The 19,972-nt window shown below is 37.8% G+C and carries 19 protein-coding genes; 15 read left to right on the top strand and 4 right to left on the bottom strand.

The features are described from left to right. Positions 1-150 precede the first annotated feature (150 nt). Positions 151-3,765, top strand: a complete 3,615-nt coding sequence (gene rpoB, locus IGL37_RS12865; RefSeq protein ID WP_002389470.1) for a DNA-directed RNA polymerase subunit beta — start codon at positions 151-153, stop codon at positions 3,763-3,765. Positions 3,766-3,931: 166 nt separating this feature from the next. Next, positions 3,932-7,585, top strand: coding sequence for a DNA-directed RNA polymerase subunit beta' (gene rpoC, locus IGL37_RS12860; protein ID WP_002354777.1), 3,654 nt, complete (start codon positions 3,932-3,934; stop codon positions 7,583-7,585). 49 nt (positions 7,586-7,634) lie between these two features. Here rpoC and IGL37_RS12855 read toward each other — a convergent pair whose 3' ends face one another. Next, positions 7,635-8,327: a prepilin peptidase gene (locus tag IGL37_RS12855; RefSeq protein ID WP_033918127.1), complete on the bottom strand. Its 693-nt coding sequence runs from the start codon at positions 8,325-8,327 to the stop codon at positions 7,635-7,637. A 108-nt stretch (positions 8,328-8,435) separates the two neighbouring features. Between IGL37_RS12855 and IGL37_RS12850 the strand changes: the two genes are divergently transcribed. The 5 genes from IGL37_RS12850 (at position 8,436) to rpsI (ending at position 12,425) form a co-directional block, all read left to right on the top strand. Beyond that, a complete protein-coding gene (locus IGL37_RS12850; RefSeq protein ID WP_033918126.1) occupies positions 8,436-9,956 on the top strand; it encodes a gluconokinase in 1,521 nt (506 codons plus the stop codon). An 83-nt stretch (positions 9,957-10,039) separates the two neighbouring features. Continuing rightward, positions 10,040-10,759 (top strand): DUF5105 domain-containing protein, encoded by a 720-nt coding sequence (locus IGL37_RS12845; protein ID WP_033918125.1) that lies wholly within the window; start codon positions 10,040-10,042, stop codon positions 10,757-10,759. A gap of 127 nt (positions 10,760-10,886) precedes the next feature. After that, positions 10,887-11,354 (top strand): Dps family protein, encoded by a 468-nt coding sequence (locus IGL37_RS12840; protein WP_002354782.1) that lies wholly within the window; start codon positions 10,887-10,889, stop codon positions 11,352-11,354. 236 nt (positions 11,355-11,590) lie between these two features. Continuing rightward, the gene (gene rplM / locus IGL37_RS12835) at positions 11,591-12,019 is read left to right on the top strand and encodes a 50S ribosomal protein L13 (protein ID WP_048670019.1); all 429 of its coding nucleotides are present in this window, start codon (positions 11,591-11,593) and stop codon (positions 12,017-12,019) included. Between the two features lie 13 nt (positions 12,020-12,032). Beyond that, a complete protein-coding gene (gene rpsI / locus IGL37_RS12830) occupies positions 12,033-12,425 on the top strand; it encodes a 30S ribosomal protein S9 (protein ID WP_002354786.1) in 393 nt (130 codons plus the stop codon). Between the two features lie 77 nt (positions 12,426-12,502). Here the strand turns inward: rpsI and IGL37_RS12825 are convergent, their stop codons facing one another. Then, positions 12,503-13,561, bottom strand: coding sequence for a tyrosine-type recombinase/integrase (locus IGL37_RS12825; protein ID WP_033918124.1), 1,059 nt, complete (start codon positions 13,559-13,561; stop codon positions 12,503-12,505). A 74-nt stretch (positions 13,562-13,635) separates the two neighbouring features. On the opposite strand from IGL37_RS12825, the gene IGL37_RS12820 reads away from it, so the two are divergent. The 6 genes from IGL37_RS12820 (at position 13,636) to IGL37_RS12795 (ending at position 16,721) form a co-directional block, all read left to right on the top strand. Then, positions 13,636-13,917, top strand: a complete 282-nt coding sequence (locus IGL37_RS12820; RefSeq protein WP_033918123.1) for a helix-turn-helix domain-containing protein — start codon at positions 13,636-13,638, stop codon at positions 13,915-13,917. A gap of 318 nt (positions 13,918-14,235) precedes the next feature. After that, positions 14,236-14,484: a replication initiator protein A gene (locus IGL37_RS12815; RefSeq protein ID WP_033918122.1), complete on the top strand. Its 249-nt coding sequence runs from the start codon at positions 14,236-14,238 to the stop codon at positions 14,482-14,484. Between the two features lie 155 nt (positions 14,485-14,639). Beyond that, the gene (locus IGL37_RS12810) at positions 14,640-15,221 is read left to right on the top strand and encodes a hypothetical protein (RefSeq protein ID WP_033918121.1); all 582 of its coding nucleotides are present in this window, start codon (positions 14,640-14,642) and stop codon (positions 15,219-15,221) included. A 174-nt stretch (positions 15,222-15,395) separates the two neighbouring features. Next, on the top strand, positions 15,396-15,632 hold the full coding sequence (locus IGL37_RS12805; RefSeq protein WP_052133310.1) for a hypothetical protein: 237 nt from the start codon (positions 15,396-15,398) through the stop codon (positions 15,630-15,632). Positions 15,633-15,811: 179 nt separating this feature from the next. Continuing rightward, the gene (locus IGL37_RS12800) at positions 15,812-16,066 is read left to right on the top strand and encodes a hypothetical protein (RefSeq protein WP_033918120.1); all 255 of its coding nucleotides are present in this window, start codon (positions 15,812-15,814) and stop codon (positions 16,064-16,066) included. Positions 16,067-16,457: 391 nt separating this feature from the next. Continuing rightward, entirely contained in the window at positions 16,458-16,721 is a 264-nt protein-coding gene (locus tag IGL37_RS12795) for a type II toxin-antitoxin system RelB/DinJ family antitoxin (protein ID WP_080296926.1), read from the top strand. 75 nt (positions 16,722-16,796) lie between these two features. Here the strand turns inward: IGL37_RS12795 and IGL37_RS12790 are convergent, their stop codons facing one another. Then, positions 16,797-17,015, bottom strand: coding sequence for a helix-turn-helix domain-containing protein (locus IGL37_RS12790; protein WP_033918119.1), 219 nt, complete (start codon positions 17,013-17,015; stop codon positions 16,797-16,799). Positions 17,016-17,109: 94 nt separating this feature from the next. Between IGL37_RS12790 and IGL37_RS12785 the strand changes: the two genes are divergently transcribed. Beyond that, the gene (locus IGL37_RS12785; protein WP_052133309.1) at positions 17,110-17,388 is read left to right on the top strand and encodes a hypothetical protein; all 279 of its coding nucleotides are present in this window, start codon (positions 17,110-17,112) and stop codon (positions 17,386-17,388) included. A 305-nt stretch (positions 17,389-17,693) separates the two neighbouring features. On the opposite strand, the gene IGL37_RS12780 is transcribed toward IGL37_RS12785, so the two are convergent. Continuing rightward, complete coding sequence (locus IGL37_RS12780) at positions 17,694-18,578, bottom strand: NgoPII family restriction endonuclease (RefSeq protein ID WP_033918118.1); 885 nt, start codon at positions 18,576-18,578, stop codon at positions 17,694-17,696. 111 nt (positions 18,579-18,689) lie between these two features. Between IGL37_RS12780 and IGL37_RS12775 the strand changes: the two genes are divergently transcribed. Next, the gene (locus IGL37_RS12775; RefSeq protein WP_229294033.1) at positions 18,690-19,928 is read left to right on the top strand and encodes a DNA cytosine methyltransferase; all 1,239 of its coding nucleotides are present in this window, start codon (positions 18,690-18,692) and stop codon (positions 19,926-19,928) included. The last annotated feature ends 44 nt before the right edge of the window (positions 19,929-19,972 follow it).

Here is a 19,972-nt window from a genome sequence, read left to right as displayed (position 1 = left end):
AAATTTTTCGGAAGCATGTTCTATTTTTGGTTTTTTTTTGCTTAAAAACTGCAAAAAATGCTTTTTGTTACATATATTTAATATATGTAACGTAAATGTAATTTTTCGGATCGGTGTTTTGATAGACTTATAACTAGAGGGGTGAAGAGCTTGGCTGGACACGTAGTAAAATACGGAAAGCATCGCGAACGTAGAAGTTTCGCACGTATCAGTGAAGTATTGGAATTACCAAATTTAATTGAAATCCAAACAGACTCTTATCAATGGTTTTTAGATGAGGGACTTCGTGAAATGTTTGAAGACATTTTACCAATTGATGATTTCCAAGGAAACTTATCCTTAGAATTTGTTGACTATGAATTAAAAGAACCAAAGTACACAGTAGAAGAAGCCCGCGCACATGATGCCAACTATTCTGCGCCATTACATGTAACATTACGTTTAACTAACCGTGAAACAGGTGAAATTAAATCCCAAGAAGTCTTCTTCGGCGATTTCCCATTAATGACAGAAATGGGTACCTTCATCATCAACGGGGCAGAACGTGTTATCGTTTCCCAATTAGTTCGTTCTCCAGGTGTTTACTTCCATGGAAAAGTGGACAAAAACGGCAAAGAAGGTTTTGGCTCAACAGTCATTCCTAACCGTGGTGCATGGTTAGAAATGGAAACAGATGCGAAAGACATTTCTTATGTTCGGATTGACCGCACACGTAAAATTCCTTTAACTGTGTTAGTTCGTGCTTTAGGTTTCGGTTCAGATGATACCATCTTCGAAATTTTCGGCGACAGCGAAAGCTTACGCAACACAATTGAAAAAGATTTACACAAAAATGCAAGTGATTCTCGTACAGAAGAAGGCTTGAAAGACATTTATGAACGTCTTCGCCCAGGCGAACCAAAAACAGCAGATAGCTCACGTAGCTTGTTAACTGCACGTTTCTTTGATCCAAAACGTTATGATTTGGCAAACGTTGGTCGCTACAAAGTTAACAAAAAATTAGACTTAAAAACACGTCTCTTAAACTTAACCTTAGCTGAAACGCTAGTTGATCCAGAAACTGGTGAAATCATTGTCGAAAAAGGCACGGTTTTAACACACCAAATCATGGAAACATTAGGCGAATACATTGACAACGGCTTAAACAGCGTAACTTACTATCCAAGTGAAGATGCGGTAGTAACTGAACCAATGACGATCCAAGTGATTCAAGTTCTTTCACCAAAAGATCCTGAACGTATCGTAAATGTGATTGGTAACGGCTATCCAGACGACAGCGTAAAAACAGTTCGTCCAGCAGATATCGTTGCTTCAATGAGCTACTTCTTCAACTTAATGGAAGATATCGGTAATGTCGATGACATCGACCACTTAGGTAATCGTCGTATCCGTTCAGTAGGCGAATTATTACAAAACCAATTCCGTATTGGTTTAGCCCGTATGGAACGTGTGGTTCGTGAAAGAATGTCTATTCAAGACACAGAAACATTGACACCACAACAATTAATTAACATCCGTCCAGTGGTAGCAAGTATCAAAGAATTCTTTGGTTCTTCACAGTTATCACAGTTCATGGACCAAACAAACCCATTAGGTGAGTTAACCCATAAACGTCGTCTATCAGCCTTAGGGCCTGGTGGTTTGACTCGTGACCGTGCCGGTTATGAAGTTCGTGACGTTCACTACTCTCACTATGGTCGTATGTGTCCAATTGAAACGCCTGAGGGACCAAATATCGGGTTGATCAATAGCTTATCTAGTTATGCGAAAGTGAATAAATTTGGTTTCATCGAAACGCCTTATCGCCGTGTTGATCGTGCGACAGGCCGTGTTACTGATCAAGTAGATTACTTAACAGCAGACATCGAAGACCATTATATCGTAGCGCAAGCGAACTCACTTTTAAATGAAGATGGCACATTTGCCAATGATGTTGTTATGGCGCGTCTACAAAGTGAAAACTTAGAAGTTGCCGTAGACAAAGTTGACTACATGGACGTTTCACCAAAACAAGTAGTCGCAGTCGCAACAGCATGTATTCCTTTCTTAGAAAACGATGACTCCAACCGTGCCTTGATGGGTGCCAACATGCAGCGTCAAGCGGTGCCGTTAATTCAACCACGCTCTCCGTGGGTAGGTACAGGTATGGAATATAAATCAGCCCATGACTCAGGTGCTGCTTTACTATGTAAACATGACGGTGTCGTAGAATTCGTCGATGCAAAAGAAATTCGCGTTCGTCGCGACAATGGCGCATTAGACAAATATATGGTTACTAAATTCCGTCGTTCTAACTCAGGAACAAGCTACAACCAACGCCCAATTGTTCACTTAGGTGAAAAAGTCGAAAAAGGCGATACTTTAGCGGATGGACCTTCTATGGAAGAAGGCGAAATGGCTTTAGGGCAAAACGTCTTAGTTGCCTTCATGACATGGGAAGGTTACAACTACGAGGATGCCATTATCATGAGCCGTCGTTTAGTTAAAGACGATGTCTACACTTCTGTGCATATTGAAGAATATGAATCAGAAGCACGTGATACAAAATTAGGACCTGAAGAAATTACCCGTGAAATTCCAAACGTTGGGGAAGACGCGTTGAAAGACTTAGACGAAATGGGGATTATCCGCATTGGTGCTGAAGTTCAAGATGGCGACTTACTAGTTGGGAAAGTCACACCTAAAGGGGTTACAGAATTATCTGCAGAAGAACGTTTATTACACGCAATCTTCGGGGAAAAAGCCCGCGAAGTTCGTGATACGTCTCTCCGTGTACCTCACGGTGGCGGCGGTATCGTTCATGATGTGAAAATCTTTACTCGTGAAGCTGGCGATGAATTATCACCAGGTGTCAACATGTTAGTTCGTGTCTATATCGTTCAAAAACGTAAAATTCACGAAGGAGATAAAATGGCGGGACGTCACGGAAATAAAGGGGTTGTTTCCCGTATTATGCCGGAAGAAGATATGCCATTCTTACCTGACGGAACACCTGTTGATATCATGTTGAACCCATTAGGGGTACCTTCTCGTATGAATATCGGACAAGTACTTGAATTGCACTTAGGTATGGCTGCTCGCCAATTAGGTATTCACGTCGCAACACCTGTTTTCGATGGGGCAACCGATGAAGACGTTTGGGAAACTGTTCGTGAAGCTGGTATGGCTAGCGATGCTAAAACAGTTCTTTACGATGGACGTACAGGTGAACCATTTGATAACCGTATTTCCGTTGGTGTCATGTATATGATTAAATTAGCCCACATGGTTGATGACAAATTGCATGCTCGTTCAATCGGACCTTACTCTCTTGTTACGCAACAACCGTTGGGTGGTAAAGCTCAATTCGGTGGACAACGTTTCGGGGAAATGGAAGTTTGGGCACTGGAAGCTTACGGTGCTGCTTACACATTACAAGAAATCTTAACTTACAAATCTGATGACGTTGTCGGACGTGTGAAAACATACGAAGCCATCGTTAAAGGTGAACCGATTCCAAAACCAGGTGTGCCTGAATCATTCCGAGTATTAGTGAAAGAATTACAATCACTTGGTTTAGACATGCGTGTCTTGGACATTGAGGAAGCTGAGATTGAGTTACGCGATATGGACGATGACGATGATGATTTAATCACCGTTGACGCACTAACCAAATTTGCGGAACAACAATCAGCGAAACAGCTGGAAAAAGAAGCAGAATCAGTCGTGAAAGAAGAAGCACAAGACGTTGTTCAAGAAATTGAAACAGCCGAAGACAGAGACTAATTTGTCGCTACCACTCTGATGAGTTGATTCAACTGCGACTTTGTTGCAACTGCGCAAGCCATTACTTGTTCCAAGTGTCGTCAGACCTTCTTTCAAGTGATGCTTGCCATTTGCTAACAAGTTGCTGACTCAGCTTCTCTAAATAAGGAAATGGAGGGAATTCCTTTTGATCGATGTAAATAAATTCGAAAGTATGCAAATAGGGCTTGCTTCACCAGAAAAGATCAGAAGCTGGTCTTATGGGGAAGTTAAAAAACCCGAAACAATTAACTACCGTACATTAAAACCCGAACGTGAAGGGTTATTCTGTGAACGCATTTTTGGTCCAACCAAAGACTGGGAATGTGCTTGTGGTAAATATAAACGTATCCGTTATAAAGGTATTGTCTGTGACCGTTGTGGCGTTGAAGTCACTCGTTCAAAAGTACGTCGTGAACGTATGGGACATATTGAATTAGCCGCACCAGTTTCACATATCTGGTACTTTAAAGGAATTCCATCTCGGATGGGTCTTGTTTTAGACATGAGCCCTCGTGCATTGGAAGAAGTCATTTATTTTGCTTCATACGTTGTCATCGAACCAGGTGACACAACATTAGAGAAAAAACAATTGTTAACGGAACGCGAATATCGTGAAAAACGTGAACAATATGGCCAAGCCTTCAAAGCTGCTATGGGTGCCGAAGCCGTGAAACAATTATTAGATAACGTCGATTTAGATGGCGAAGTTGCGCAATTAAAAGAAGAATTAAAAACAGCTTCTGGTCAAAAACGGACACGTGCCATCCGTCGTTTAGACATCTTAGAAGCCTTCCGTGCTTCTGGTAACCAACCAAGCTGGATGGTAATGGATGTTATCCCAGTTATTCCACCAGATTTACGTCCGATGGTTCAATTGGAAGGTGGTCGTTTTGCAACAAGTGACTTAAACGACTTATACCGCCGTGTTATCAACCGTAACAACCGTCTAAAACGTTTATTAGACTTAAATGCGCCAAGCATCATTGTTCAAAACGAAAAACGGATGTTACAAGAAGCGGTCGATGCTTTAATCGATAATGGTCGTCGTGGCCGTCCAGTTACTGGACCAGGTAACCGTCCATTGAAATCTCTTTCTCACATGTTGAAAGGGAAACAAGGTCGTTTCCGTCAAAACTTACTAGGTAAACGTGTTGACTATTCTGGTCGTTCCGTAATCGTCGTTGGTCCGTTCTTAAAAATGTACCAATGTGGTTTACCAAAAGAAATGGCGATTGAATTATTCAAACCATTTGTAATGCGTGAATTAGTACAACGTGAAATTGCGACAAACATTAAAAATGCGAAACGTAAAATCGAACGTGGCGAAGATGAAGTTTGGGATATTTTAGAAGAAGTTATCCAAGAACACCCAGTTTTACTTAACCGGGCACCTACGTTGCATAGATTAGGGATCCAAGCTTTCGAACCTGTTCTTGTTGAAGGTCGTGCGATCCGTCTTCACCCATTAGTTTGTGAAGCCTACAATGCCGATTTCGATGGAGACCAAATGGCGGTTCACGTGCCTCTAAACGAAGAAGCACAAGCAGAAGCTCGTATGTTAATGCTTGCTGCCCAAAATATCTTGAACCCGAAAGATGGTAAACCAGTTGTTACACCATCTCAAGATATGGTCTTAGGTAACTACTACCTAACAATGGAAGAAGAAGGCCGTGAAGGGGAAGGCATGATCTTCCGCGACATGAACGAAGCTGTTTTAGCATGGCAAAATGGCTACGTGCATTTACACTCACGGATTGGGGTTCAAACAACACTTTTAGGTGACAAACCATTTACTGATTGGCAAAAAGAACGAATCTTAATCACCACAGTTGGTAAGATCATCTTTAACGAAATCATGCCTGTTGAGTTCCCTTACTTGAACGAACCAACAGACTATAACTTAACTGTTCAAACACCAGATAAATACTTCGTAGAAGCTGGTACAGACATTCCTGCACACATTAAAGAGCAAGAATTAGTTTTACCATTCAAGAAGAAAAATCTTGGAAATATCATTGCTGAAGTCTTCAAGAGATTCCACATTACGGAAACCTCTAAAATGCTTGACCGCATGAAAGACTTAGGTTACAAACACTCAACTTATGCTGGGATGACAGTAGGGATTGCCGATATCATGGTTCTTCATGAAAAACAAGCAATCATTGATGCTGCCCACAAACAAGTTGAAACAATTACTAAACAATTCCGTCGTGGTTTAATTACTGATGACGAACGTTATGAACGTGTAATCGGCGTTTGGAACGGTGCCAAAGACGAAATCCAACAAAAACTGATCGAAAGTATGGAAGCTCGTAACCCAATCTTCATGATGTCTGACTCTGGAGCCCGTGGTAACATCTCCAACTTTACACAGTTAGCTGGTATGCGTGGTTTGATGGCCGCTCCGAATGGACGAATCATGGAATTACCAATCATCTCAAACTTCCGTGAAGGACTTTCTGTCTTAGAAATGTTTATCTCAACTCACGGAGCTCGTAAAGGGATGACCGATACGGCCTTGAAGACAGCCGATTCAGGTTACTTAACACGTCGTTTAGTTGACGTTGCCCAAGACGTAATCATTCGTGAAGACGACTGTGGCACTGACCGTGGTCTTGAAATCGAAGCAATTCGTGAAGGTAACGAAATTATCGAACCATTAGACGAACGTCTATTAGGTCGTTATACACGTAAATCAGTTGTTCATCCAGAAACTGGTGCAATCATCATTGGTGCGGATCAATTAATCACTGAAGATCTTGCCAGAGAAATCGTGGACGCTGGTATTGAAAAAGTAACCATCCGTTCTGTCTTTACATGTAACACAAAACATGGTGTATGTAAGCACTGTTACGGACGTAACCTTGCAACTGGTTCTGACGTTGAAGTCGGAGAAGCAGTTGGTACAATCGCCGCTCAATCAATCGGGGAACCTGGTACACAGTTAACCATGCGTACGTTCCATACCGGTGGGGTTGCCGGTGACGATATCACTCAAGGTTTACCTCGTATCCAAGAAATCTTTGAAGCACGTAATCCGAAAGGACAAGCAGTGATTACAGAAGTAACCGGTGAAGTTATCGATATTTCTGAAGATCCTGCCACACGTCAAAAAGAAGTAACCATCAAAGGAAAAACAGATACACGTACCTATACTGTCCCTTACACTGCACGTATGAAAGTTGCTGAAGGCGACATCATCCACCGTGGTGCACCATTGACAGAAGGTTCAATCGATCCAAAACAATTATTACAAGTTCGTGATGTTTTATCTGTTGAAAACTACCTATTACGTGAAGTACAACGTGTTTACCGTATGCAAGGGGTAGAAATCGGCGACAAACATATCGAAGTAATGGTTCGCCAAATGTTACGTAAAATCCGCGTAATGGATCCAGGTGACACTGAAATCCTTCCAGGAACATTAATGGACATCGCAGAATTTAAAGACCGTAACTACGACACATTAGTTGCTGGTGGCGTCCCTGCTACTAGTCGTCCAGTCTTACTTGGTATTACCAAAGCGTCATTGGAAACAAACAGCTTCTTATCTGCTGCATCCTTCCAAGAAACAACACGCGTGTTAACAGATGCTGCTATCCGTGGCAAAAAAGATCCATTACTTGGATTGAAAGAAAATGTTATCATTGGTAAAATCATCCCAGCTGGTACTGGTATGGCTCGTTACCGTAACATGGAACCAAAAGAAGTTGGCGTAGCTAGCGAAAACGTTTATAGTATTTCAGACATTGAAGCACAAATGGCTGCTGAAGATGCAATGAAAAACATCAATAAATAAACCCTAAAAAGCCGTAAGGAGCATGCTCCTTGCGGCTTTTTTTTATTTGCTATAAGCAACTGATTGTGAGTAAGCCCAAACTTAAAAAGGGGACAAAGGGAAGTGTCTGTTCAACTGGATACCCCAAAAATTTACAGCTGTAGCCATAGATTAGGCCATAACTACTGGCAAAAAATAGTAGCATCAGCAACTGAGGTACCTGTAAAAAACAGCCCCACAAACCCAGTAATAAAAGATCCCCTCGCCCCATGGCTTCCGGAAAATAATGTAAGACGGCTCGGAAAAAACAAAAACAAAAAAGACCAGTCAGTAAGTAAAACGAATGCTGACCCGTCACTTTCAGCAAACAAAGCACAAGAAAACTAGGATAAAGAATCTTCGGTTCAACCACTAAATACCAGTAATCAATCAAGGATAGTGTGAAAGCACTCGTCAGCCACCACCAGAGAATCAAAGCATCAATCGTCAGGCCAGCTGAAAAACAGCTTGCGGTTAAGCCGCCCATGACAAGTTCTGCTAAAAGATAACTCTTAGCTACTGGCTGTTGACACTTTCGACAACGAAAGTGCTGCAGCAAAATCGAAACAACTGGAATTAATTCATAAAGTTGTAGAGGCTGGTGGCAACCTTGACAGTGGGAAGGGGGCCACCACAAAGAACGCCCTACTGGTAAGCGCTCCGCCACTAAGCATAAAAAAGAACCGAAACAGGCACCAATCAAAAAGAGACTTAAGAAAAACATAGGTTACCTCCTTAAAAATAAACTACGCTTTTTTTAAACTTTTTCGTTTGACTAGACAAATCTTTTTTTGTTAGGAATAATAAAAGAAACAAGAAATGAGGGAATCAAATGGAAAAATTAGCGATTGGTGTCGACGTTGGCACTACGCAAGCCAAAGCAGTGGCTTTTCAAGCAAATGGCACAGTCGTAGCTTCTAGCTATGTGCGTTATCCATTAATTCAAGAGACTGAAGGAATGGCGGAGCAAGACCCAGAAACGCTGTTCCAAGCTGTGGTGAACTGTATTCGAACCGTCACACAACAAGTGAAGAATCAACCAATTGGGCTCATTTCTTTTGCTTCAGCGATGCATGGCTTAATTGCCATGGATGCGCAAGGACGCCCATTGACCCAAGTGATTACTTGGGCTGACACACGAGCATCTGATTATGCGGAAGCGTTAAAAGAAACGCCAGCGGCCCAATTGTTTTATCAATTGACAGGCATGCCAGTTCATCCAATGGCGCCTTTGTACAAGATTCGCTGGCTGCAGGAAAATCAGCCAGCCGTTGCGCAGAGCGCGGCCAAGTTTATTGGGATTAAGGACTACATTTTTTACCGTTTCTTTGGCGAATACTGGACAGATTATAGTAGTGCTTCGGGGATGGGTTTATTTAATATTCACACGCGGCAATGGGAATCGTCGATTTTAGCGTATTTATCTATTGAGGAGGAACAGTTGCCAAAAGTTGCCCCGTCAACGTTCATTTTTCCAGCGTTAGCGCCTTCTTGGCAAGAGATGCTTGGTGTTGAGGAGGAAACGGTTTTAGTTCTTGGTGGCGCGGATGGTCCATTGTCTAATTTAGGTTTGGGAGCGCTAGGAATGGGTGTAGCGACTTTGACCGTTGGTACGAGCGGCGCACTTCGGTATATTGTCGAAGAACCTTTTTTGCATCCGCAAGGTGAAACATTTTGTTTTGCTCTAGATGAACAGCACTGGGTGATTGGTGGCGCAAGTAGTAATGGTGCAGTTGCGTTAGATTGGGCGAGCCAAACGATTTTTGCAGAAGAACGTCAGCAAGCTATCCAAAACGGGACCAATCTCTATGACCCAATTATGGCCAAAATTGCAACCGTGCCAGCTGGGGCAAATGGCTTACTGTTTCATCCTTATTTGCTTGGTGAACGAGCACCGCTGTGGAATTCAGAGGCGAGCGCAAGTTTTATTGGCTTGCGCAAAAATCACCATGCTGGACATTTAGCTCGAGCGGTGGTGGAAGGCATCTGTTTCAATTTAAAAACTATTTTAGAGGATTTGAAACAACTCGGTGGACCCGTTCAGGAGATTCGGGCGACAGGCGGCTTTGCTGATTCCCCTGTGTTCCGTCAAATTATGGCTGATGTGCTGGGAGAAACGTTATCGTTCACTGATAGCACCGAAGCTTCGGCATTAGGCGCTGTTTTGCTAGGTTGGCAAGGCTTAGGGCAGTTACCAAATTTACAAGCAGCGGCGCAACAGGTGCTGGTTCATGAAACGGTCACGCCACGAGCGGATCAATTGCTAGTTTATCAAGAACTGTATCCTGTTTTTCAAGAAACCCAACAAGTTTTAGCACAAAGTTATCAAAAATTAGCAGAATTCCGCAAATAATTGATAGTAAATAGCTTTGACAAATGGCTGAGAAGTTGCTTAACTAGAAGAGAGACAAAGACTTGAGGAAATGAGGATGAGGAATGAAGAAGCAGCTACTACCACTATTTCTGTTATTCATTGGGGCGTTAGCAAGCTGCAGTGCACCGTCTCGTTCCGGCGAAAAAGCAGCGCAACAGTTGGTAGATTACTTTATTTATCAAGAAAAGACAGCGACATTCTCTCAAACTTTTCGTGAACCGAAAGTCTTGACGGAGCATTTGCAGACGAGCCGTCAACAGTTCCAGAAGCAATTTTTCAATAGCTTAAAAGAAATGAACGCTGAAGTCACCGAGACTGAAGCCCAGAAGCTTAGCGCAGAATTACTGGCTCAAGTGAAGAAAAAAGCGTCATATCAACTAGTAGCCACGAAAGAATTGAATGGGCAAGCGACAATCACTTTTCAGATTAAGGGCTTAGATTTTGTGACGGCGATTGAAGATACAACCACTGCTCTTCTTCAGCAAACGCAACAGGCGACACAAGCGCTAGACATGCAGCACACGTTAGCCGTTTTAAAAAAAGAAATCCAACAAATCAATGTCAGCCATGAGCCAGTTGAACTGCCATTAACGGTTAAGCAAGTAGAAGGACAATGGTATTTACCGGCAGCGGAGCAGCTGAGACTGAATCAGTTTTTTTTAGCTTTCGTCACAGGAAAAGAAGATACTGACCAGTTGACAGAGGCACTCGACACGATCCTCACTCAAGCGGAACAAAAAGTCGTCACTGCGGATGAAAAAACAGCGATTTCAGGAAATTAATTAGATTCTTAATTGTAATTATTATAATTTGATAATAATTTTAAAAAAGAAAGGTTTTCAGTGTACTTTTTTCACAATTCATATTACACTAAGAGTGTAGAAATAATATTTAGGAGGATGACAAAGAATGAAATTTGAAAAAACAAAAGAAATTTTGAACCAACTCGTTGCAGATTTAAGCCAATTTTCCGTGGTAATTCATCAAACACATTGGTATATGCGTGGACCTGAATTTTTAACACTTCACCCACAAATGGATGAATACATGGATCAAATCAATGAGCAATTAGATGTTGTTTCAGAACGTTTAATCACATTGGACGGCTCTCCATTCTCAACATTGCGTGAATTCGCAGAAAATACAAAAATTGAAGATGAAATTGGTAACTGGGACCGCACCATTCCAGAACGTATGGAAAAATTAGTAGCAGGCTACCGTTACTTAGCAGACCTTTACGCAAAAGGAATCGAAGTTTCTGGTGAAGAAGGCGACGACTGCACACAAGACATTTTCATCGCAAACAAAACAGACATCGAAAAAAATATTTGGATGTTACAAGCCAAACTTGGCAAAGCGCCTGGTATTGACGCATAATTTAAAACAACTCCCAAAGCCGCTGACGTTGACGTTGGCGGTTTTTTTCTGTTTAAAAGGCACAAAAAAATAAGTGAAAATCTATTTTCTGAAAGCGCAGAAAAACATTGACTTTATCAGTGATTGAAGGTAAAATATTAAATGGTATTGTTTGCCCCACAATGAGCCCCGGAAACTCAAGTGTATGTCAAACATCGAAAACAAAATTGGAGGAAAGAAACGTGCGTACAACATATATGGCCAAAGCTGGCGAAGTAGAACGTAAATGGTACGTAGTAGATGCAACAGATGTTCCTTTAGGACGTCTATCAGCAGTTGTTGCTTCTGTACTACGTGGTAAAAATAAACCAACATTCACACCACATGTGGATACTGGAGATTTCGTAATCGTAATTAACGCTGATAAAGTAAAATTAACAGGTAAAAAAGCTACAGACAAAATTTACTACCGTCACTCAATGTATCCTGGAGGATTAAAATCAGTGACTGCTGGTGAATTACGCGACAAAAACTCTCGCCGTCTTATCGAAACTTCTGTAAAAGGTATGCTACCTAAAAACACTTTAGGACGTAAACAATTTACTAAATTGAACGTATACGGTGGAGCTGAGCATCCACATGCTGCACAACAACCAGAAGTATTAGATATCACGAACTTAATTTAAGGAGGGAAATTCATTGGCACAAGTACAATATAGCGGCACAGGCCGTCGTAAAAATGCAGTTGCCCGCGTACGCTTAGTACCAGGTACTGGTAAAATTACTGTAAACAAAAAAGACGTAGAAGAATATATTCCACATGCTGACTTGCGTGAAGTTATCAACCAACCATTTGGCGTAACTGAAACAAAAGGCGCTTACGATGTAATCGTAAACGTAAACGGTGGTGGCTATGCTGGACAATCAGGAGCTATCCGTCACGGAATCGCTCGTGCATTGTTACAAGTAGATCCTGACTTCCGTTCTGCTTTAAAACGCGCTGGGTTACTTACTCGTGACGCACGTATGGTTGAACGTAAAAAACCAGGTCTTAAAAAAGCCCGTAAAGCTTCACAGTTCTCAAAACGTTAATATTGTTATTAAATCAACATTTCAAGCACTTCTCGAGGTTATTCGAGAGGTGCTTTTTTTTGGTAATGAGTTCAAGCTTATGCATTTTGTTGGTTTAAATACTTAGCGAACTTAGTAATAGTATTTCGTTCAGATTTGGGCGTCGCGTGACTATAAGTATCAAGTGTTTCTTTCGCAGAAGCATACCCTAATCGATTCGCCATATTGACAGAGTCACTTCCTATTTCATTCAGCAGTGTAGCGTGAGTATGACGAAAGCCATGTGGGGAAATCTTCCTCAATCTATAGTTTTGGATAATTTTTTTCAAAATGTTATTGATATAGTCGGCATGTAACGGCATAACTTGATTTTTCTGATTAACATAGGTAAAGCAATAATAATTCTCTGTATCAAGTGGAACACATTCTAATTGTGAGAGTTGCTTAAGCTGCTGATGTTTCCAATCTTTAAGAACAATCATTGTTTCTAAATCCATTGTAATTTTACGGATAGAAAACTGCTTTTTTGTTGCTTTTTTAATGGGGTGATTGTTAAGATGAGCTAGGATTTTCGTGATTGAAATAATATTTTCGTTAAAATCGATATCGTTCCATGTTAACGCATAAAGCTCACCTTTACGCATACCACTATACGCCAGTAGGCGAAACATTACATAATGATAAAATGGCTCGGATTGCTGAACGATTGCTAAAAACTGTTCCAATTCTTTAACTGTCCAAAAATTGTAGGTTCGATTGATACAAGTTTTTGGCATAATTAATCTACTCATTGGATTATCATGAATCATATTCATGTTTATTGCAAACTCAAAAATTTGTGAGGTATAAGATTTAAGTTGCTTGTTATTTTTGTATCGACTACTCCAATCATTTAAGCAGTCTTGACATTCTAAAGGTGTAATATCAACAATTTTTTTCTTTCCAAATGCTTTAAGAATATGCAAACGAAACAAATCAGTTGTACGCGAAAAAGTCGTACGTTCTACTGTTTTTTCATATGCAGGTAACCATTTTTGATAAACCTCTTCAAATATTTTGAACGATCGCTCTATAAACTGTCCTGTAGCAAGCTGATAGCTTAATCTATCTTTGTATAATTTTGCCTCTTTTTTTGTTTCATAAACGAATATAGACATTTAATTTCTCTCCTTTGCTTTGAGGAGCTTGGGTAGTCGAGAAATCAATTGTGAATAGGAAAGGGTGGTTCATTTTGGAAGAAACAACAAGATTAGCAGTATATTTGCCAGAAGATTTGGAACGACAATTAAGACTTCATTATGATGAAATTGTTACGAATGTGCTAAAAAAAGCGTTAGAAAATCCACTGCAAAAACCTTATTTGAGAGTGAATAAGTTAGCTTCATGGATTGGTGTTTCAGATACAACTATTCGTAAGTGGGTAAGACAGAGAATGCCCTCGGTAATGATTGATGGAGTTGTTTTATATAGCAAGAAGTCAATTACAAAATGGTTTGATGAACATGAGAGTTGAATACGAAATTTTTACTTATTTAATTTTGAGATTGGAAGGTTAGTGTCTAATGTTTAAGAATGAAAAAATAGAGTGGATTTTATAAGGAATTGAACATTATCTTCTGTTTGATGATTTACAATGTGAGTGTACTAGTAAAGGTATTCAAGAAGCACTAATTAAGATTGAAAAGAAAGAAAAAATGAATGAAAACCACGCTGAAGACAATAAAGGGTTTAGTGAAACATTCTTGGCAGAATCCACTAAACCCTTTTGGGAGAAGTAGAGTAATGTAGCTCTACTTCTCTTTCAGTATAACGTATGGAGGGATTCGGATATATGAAATTGAATGAAAATGATAGACGGTTTAAATTAACCGATTTTTGGGGTACGGAAACCTTTTATCGTATTCCTAAACTGTTAATTACTAACCCGTTGTATAAAGAAATGTCCAACGATGCAAAATTAACTTATGAGATATTTCAAGACCGTTTTGAATTAAGTTTGAAAAATAGATGGGTAGATAAAAGTGATTCTGTTTATTTTTATTTTACAGTAGATGAAATGCTGTCGATTAAAACGCAGTAAGACAAAAGTAATAAAGATCAAAAGTGAAATGAGTAAATACAATTTAATTGAAGAAGTGAGACAAGGTATTAACAAGCCAAACAGGTTTTATTTACTAAAGTCAAAGGAATCAATCATAAATGCTGGAAGCCTTGATATAAGCGGAAGTCCACGAAATGGACCCTAATGATACTTCTAAAGAGATTGATATAGACTATTCTAATTTGTTCGTTAACAATTTTAACAGAGGATTTATTACAAAGAAGACAATTGAGAAGCTAAATCTTTTTGGAGATGTGAGATTTACTAAAGAATTAATTGACATCATATTCCAAACAAAATACCAAGTTGAGAATTACAGAGAAAACGAAAATCGAAAATTAGGTATATCTACTAAAGAAAAAGGACTATGTACTTTTAAACTAGATGGGGATGTCTTCTCAATACCTTTGGAAGAAAAAGTGAACGAGTTTATTTTACAAAATAAACTAAAAAATGCGAAAGACCAGAAAATCAACAATTTGAAAAGTTATTTCAGAGTGGTTATGCGTACGTTTTGGGAAAACTGTTTACTAAATGATGATTTTTATGGTGTTGATATTATTTATGAAGATTGGGAATACCAGGATTTCTTGTATGATTGCAAATTTGATTCTAAAGAAGCACGCCACAATTTTATTTATGGGAAAGAGCGTATACATTATAATGGACAATTATTTTCAGATTTTTTTCTCTCTCAAAAAATGAAAGTAAAATGAATTGTTTCTTAAAAATGATTTTAAGGGGCGTTTATCTCTGAGTTGATAAATTATACTGATTTTAGTTTGAAACGTCTGTAATATACCTTAAAATCGTTTTTATCTTATGAGTAATGTTTTAAAGTCTGAATAATTTCAATGGGTCACCATTTTTAAGTGAAATGAGAGATGTAGGTGAAAAAAGAGATTCGAGTACACTCTAAATTTAGAATTGTGCGAGGTGTCTATTTAACTGGAGTTGGTCAAGAAAAAGGAAGCTACTATTTTAAGATTCCAGTCAATCATGAAGACTTTAAGAAAACTGAAAGAGGATCTGTCTGTTTATCTTTTTATCAAGGGAGGGGATTTGTTACAGCTCTTCTTGCTATCATCCAAACAGATGCCATCTTAACTGGTCACTATCCTGTTTAAGCTGCATTAAAGCAGGAAATAAATAGGAGCTATCCTTTGTTGCCAATTTTTTCTGTTTTTGATTCTTTTGATGAAGTTAAATTCCAAAAAAACTTAAACGGATGGAAGCGGTATGAGAGGGAATTACGGAAACTCTCTAGCCAAATAATAGCAAAAAGAATAGGAATGAGGATAAAAAAATGAACACAGAAGTAAAAGAAATTTCGTATAAATTAGAAGATTTAAATACAAGTATTTCTCTTGTTTTGAATTATCTGAAATGTGTAAACTTAGAATTGCCGAAAGAAAAGAGTGTAAAAGAATTACCATTAATTTTACAGGGATTGAGGATGAATGGCTTGGAAAATGTGATAGATAATTTGGAAATTATTGGGAAAAGGCTCACTCAATATTCTAGTGAATTATTGGATCTTACTGAAGCTGAAACAATTTAATAATGCAAAATAATACCTAAGTGTATTTAAAGCGAAGTATGTCTACTTTGATTCATTGCTAGTATGCAAAAAACTAAATAATTTAGCTATAGAACTGCTTTTTTGTGGTGGAATCTAAAAATAGGTATGCTAAGGTATGTTTGAAGAAAAGAGCATAAGGGAAACTGTCCCCACAAGTTGTGTGGAGTTGATTGTATCAACGGTTCCAAGACCGTCAAATTTTATCGCTTCGCTTACTGTAGCATACTACAGTTGCATATCAGAGCATACCTAATTGCATACTTTAGCATACCAGAATGAACAACATAGATACATCAAAAATTCTAGAAGTATATTGTTGAAAAAATATTGAAAAATCTCTATGCCGAATTTTTGGCATAGAGATTTTTGATTGCATGTTACAATAATAAAAAAACAAGAAAAGATGATTGATATGTCTAAACAAAAGACAACTATTAAAATTTTAGTAGATGGAGAATTGATAAAGGAAGCAGAAAGTGTTTTTCAAAAATTTGATGTAAATGTTGAAAGTGCTATCCAATTATTTTTAGAACAAGCAGTTGAAGAACAAAAGCTACCATTCGATAGAGGTATTTCAAAAAAGGAAACTTTACAGGCAACGAATGATGTGGGAAATAATAATAATTATGGATAATTTTGTTCTGTTAAAAGGCTAACAGATAAGCTAAATGTATATTTATAATCAATAAGAAAATTAAAAAGGTGGCTATTATTTTACCATGTGTATTTGCATAATTTGATTGATGTCGTCTATGTCTAAAGCTTCTGCAATTCTTTCAATATGCGGAAGATAAATTTTTTCTCTTTTGTTATTTGCTAATTTATTTATAATTGATGGTTCGATATCAGATAGGCGAGCGAGTTCTCTTAAAGATATGCCACGTTCTTTAACGAGTTGTTTTAGATGAATTTCGACTTTTCTTTCCATAATGAAATAGACCCCATTTCTATATCTCTGTTGTTCTTAAAAGCATCATATAGTATAATAAGTCTAAAAGTGGTGCTCCTAAAAGCATCATTAAATGAAAGTTGGTATATTTGTGGGAAAAATAGGTATAGTTACGTCTAATAAGCAACTGGTCAAAGCTATTAGCCAAGAAGATATACGTTATCTGGAAGATTTAACTGAGCAGCTAAGCTCATGGATAGAAATTTTGGAGATTATAAAAGATTTTTTTTCAGAAGAAGACTACCCATTAAATAAAAAGAAGATTATAAAAAAATACTATGCGTATTCTCATGTACATAGGATTTTTTTGGAAATTACGCTCAGACAGTTAGCAAACTTGAAAATTACATAATAATTCTAAAGAATAGACAAAAAGTTTAAAATGTAATTGTGCATATTAATCTAAAAAAAGAGATAAGCTATTTTTTGCTTATTATAATAAAGAGAGATAGACAAAATAAATAAGTCATAACTGAAGGTGGGGGGCTCAATAATAGTTTAATTAAACAGAGTTGAAAACTAATAGTGTGAACTTTATGAAAATATAATTGGTTATAATCATTAAAAGTTCACACTATAAAACAGAATATTTTAGAACGTATACTAATTCTAAAGTTACTTTTTTTGGAAATTTCAGTTTGTATGCTATCTAGATTTTCAATCTGTATATCCACAAAAAATAATAGCATCTAAACTTTTAATAGGATCATTTGGATCTGGCAAGGTGATTTCTTTTTTGACTAATTTCCCATCTGTATAAAAAGGCGTAAAGTCAGGATTCTTATTACTCATTTCTAGTTGTTCTAAATCACTTTTTAAAATTACTAAATAAATCTTTGTGCTATCATTGTCACATTCAAAATCATCTATATATTGATCAAAAACAAGAGCAGGATGGTGTAGCTCATACATACCTCTAACTCTTAAATTTGAATGTTTTAGAGGATCGATTCCGATAGCTCTCGCAAGTTCTTTCGATTCTTGCAAAGTTGCTTTTGTCTCTGCTACAGCTTCCCTTATTTCATCTACAAGATTTAGATAGACTTTTCTATCAGCAATAAATGTGTTTCCATAAACCATCCAAAGAGAAATCAATTTGTTTGTTTTATTATTCAAGTTTCCAGCAACATAAACAACTTCTTTCTTTTCCCATTCAAGATCTTCAATTATAAGGTTTTTATTAGGAATATTCTGACTATCTGGATAAATATAATCTTTAGGATAAGAGCTATTCAGAGCAATACTTGCTTTAGATTGATTATTCATTTTTTTTGGCTCTACTCCTACTCCACCATTAACAATGAAATCTGGGAAATGAGAACTATCACCTGACCAAGAGAGGTATTGGTCATAAATTTTTTGTTTCTCATGTTCATATTGATACTGTGAAGCTCCTGTACAAAACATGTCTTTAACAAAAAACTCTAAACTATCTCCCGCAGCATTTGCAGAACCATTTGATCTGAAAATTGGTGTTAAAATAGATGAATTTCTTGATAAAATATTATATAAAGCTATTAAAACATTACTCTTTGCTTCCATTTATACAACTCCTTAAAAAAGTTATTCAACCTCATTCTCTCACAAAATAACATGCTGGCCAAATTGAAATTTATATGATAGAATACCCTTATGGACAAAGGAGGAATACTAGTGTCTTTACAAAAAAAAATATTTCGCTCATCATTGAGCTATCCACCTGAAGAAGTATCTTCAGTGTTGAAAAATAAAATTGAAGAAGAAAACCAAATAGTAGAGAAAAATTCAACTATAGATTTAATAGAGTTTGAAAAACAGTTGTTGAGTAATATACATTATAAGTCTAACCAAATTAATGTTGTTTCTCTTTTTAGTGGTGCAGGTGGACTTGATTTAGGAGTTGAACTTGCAAGCATGGCTGCTACTTTAGGTGAGCAAGAAGCTTATAGAATTCTTCACGATAAGCAAGAATTTGAGAATTCACTTTCAAAAGTTAATATTGTGTATTCAAATGATCTATTCAAATCCGCAAATCAAACTTATGTTCAAAATTTTAGTAGTGATTTAGTCAAAGATTCTAGAGATATCAGAAAAGTAATTAACTTCCCAAAGAGTGATTTAATGTTAGGTGGGTTTCCGTGCCCGGGTTTTAGTGCTGCTGGACCAAGATTATTAGATGACCCAAGAAATTTTCTTTATATTCACTATATTAGAGCGTTAATGAAGTCACAACCAACTTTCTTTATTGCTGAAAATGTAAAAGGTTTAATGACAATGGCTAAAGGTCAAGTGCTAAAACAGATGACTGAAGACTTTGCTGCTGCAGGATATCAAGTTTCAGCACATCTAGTAAATGCAAGAGATTATGGGGTTCCACAAAATCGTGAACGTGTATTTATTATTGGGGTAAGAAATGATATCGTTGAAAGATTTGGGTTTGAATATATCTTACCACTTCCCACACATGGAACTATTGAGACTCCTTTTAAAACATTACATGATGCTATTGGAGATCTTCCATTGGAAGCTACTGATGTATTTGAAAGCAGTTATAGCTCAATGTACATGTCAAGGAATAGAAAGAAAACTTGGAATGATCAATCGTTTACCATTCAAGCTTCTGGAAGACAAGCCCCTCAGCATCCTGCTGGAGAGCCTATGGAACACATTGGAAGAGATTTATGGGCTTTTAGAGGAGATTTTAATAGACGTTTATCTGTTAGAGAATGCGCAAGAATTCAAACTTTTCCTGATTGGTTTACTTTTTCTAACGGAAACAATCTCAATGTTTCTAAAAATAACCTTCTTAATGAGCAATACAAGCAAATAGGAAATGCTGTTCCTGTATTACTTGCAGAAAAAATGAGCAGACCTATAATGAAATTTTTGATTGAGAATAAAGAGTTATTTTAAGAAAAAATTTTAAAGATTACTCAAAATTATTACCCAAAAAGCTC

Origin of the sequence: Enterococcus sp. AZ119 (assembly GCF_050546175.1) — a bacterium.
GTDB classification, from domain to species: Bacteria; Bacillota; Bacilli; order Lactobacillales; family Enterococcaceae; genus Enterococcus; species Enterococcus faecalis.
Note: the sequence above shows the minus strand (reverse complement) of the source record. Positions and strands in the feature narration are given on the sequence as shown.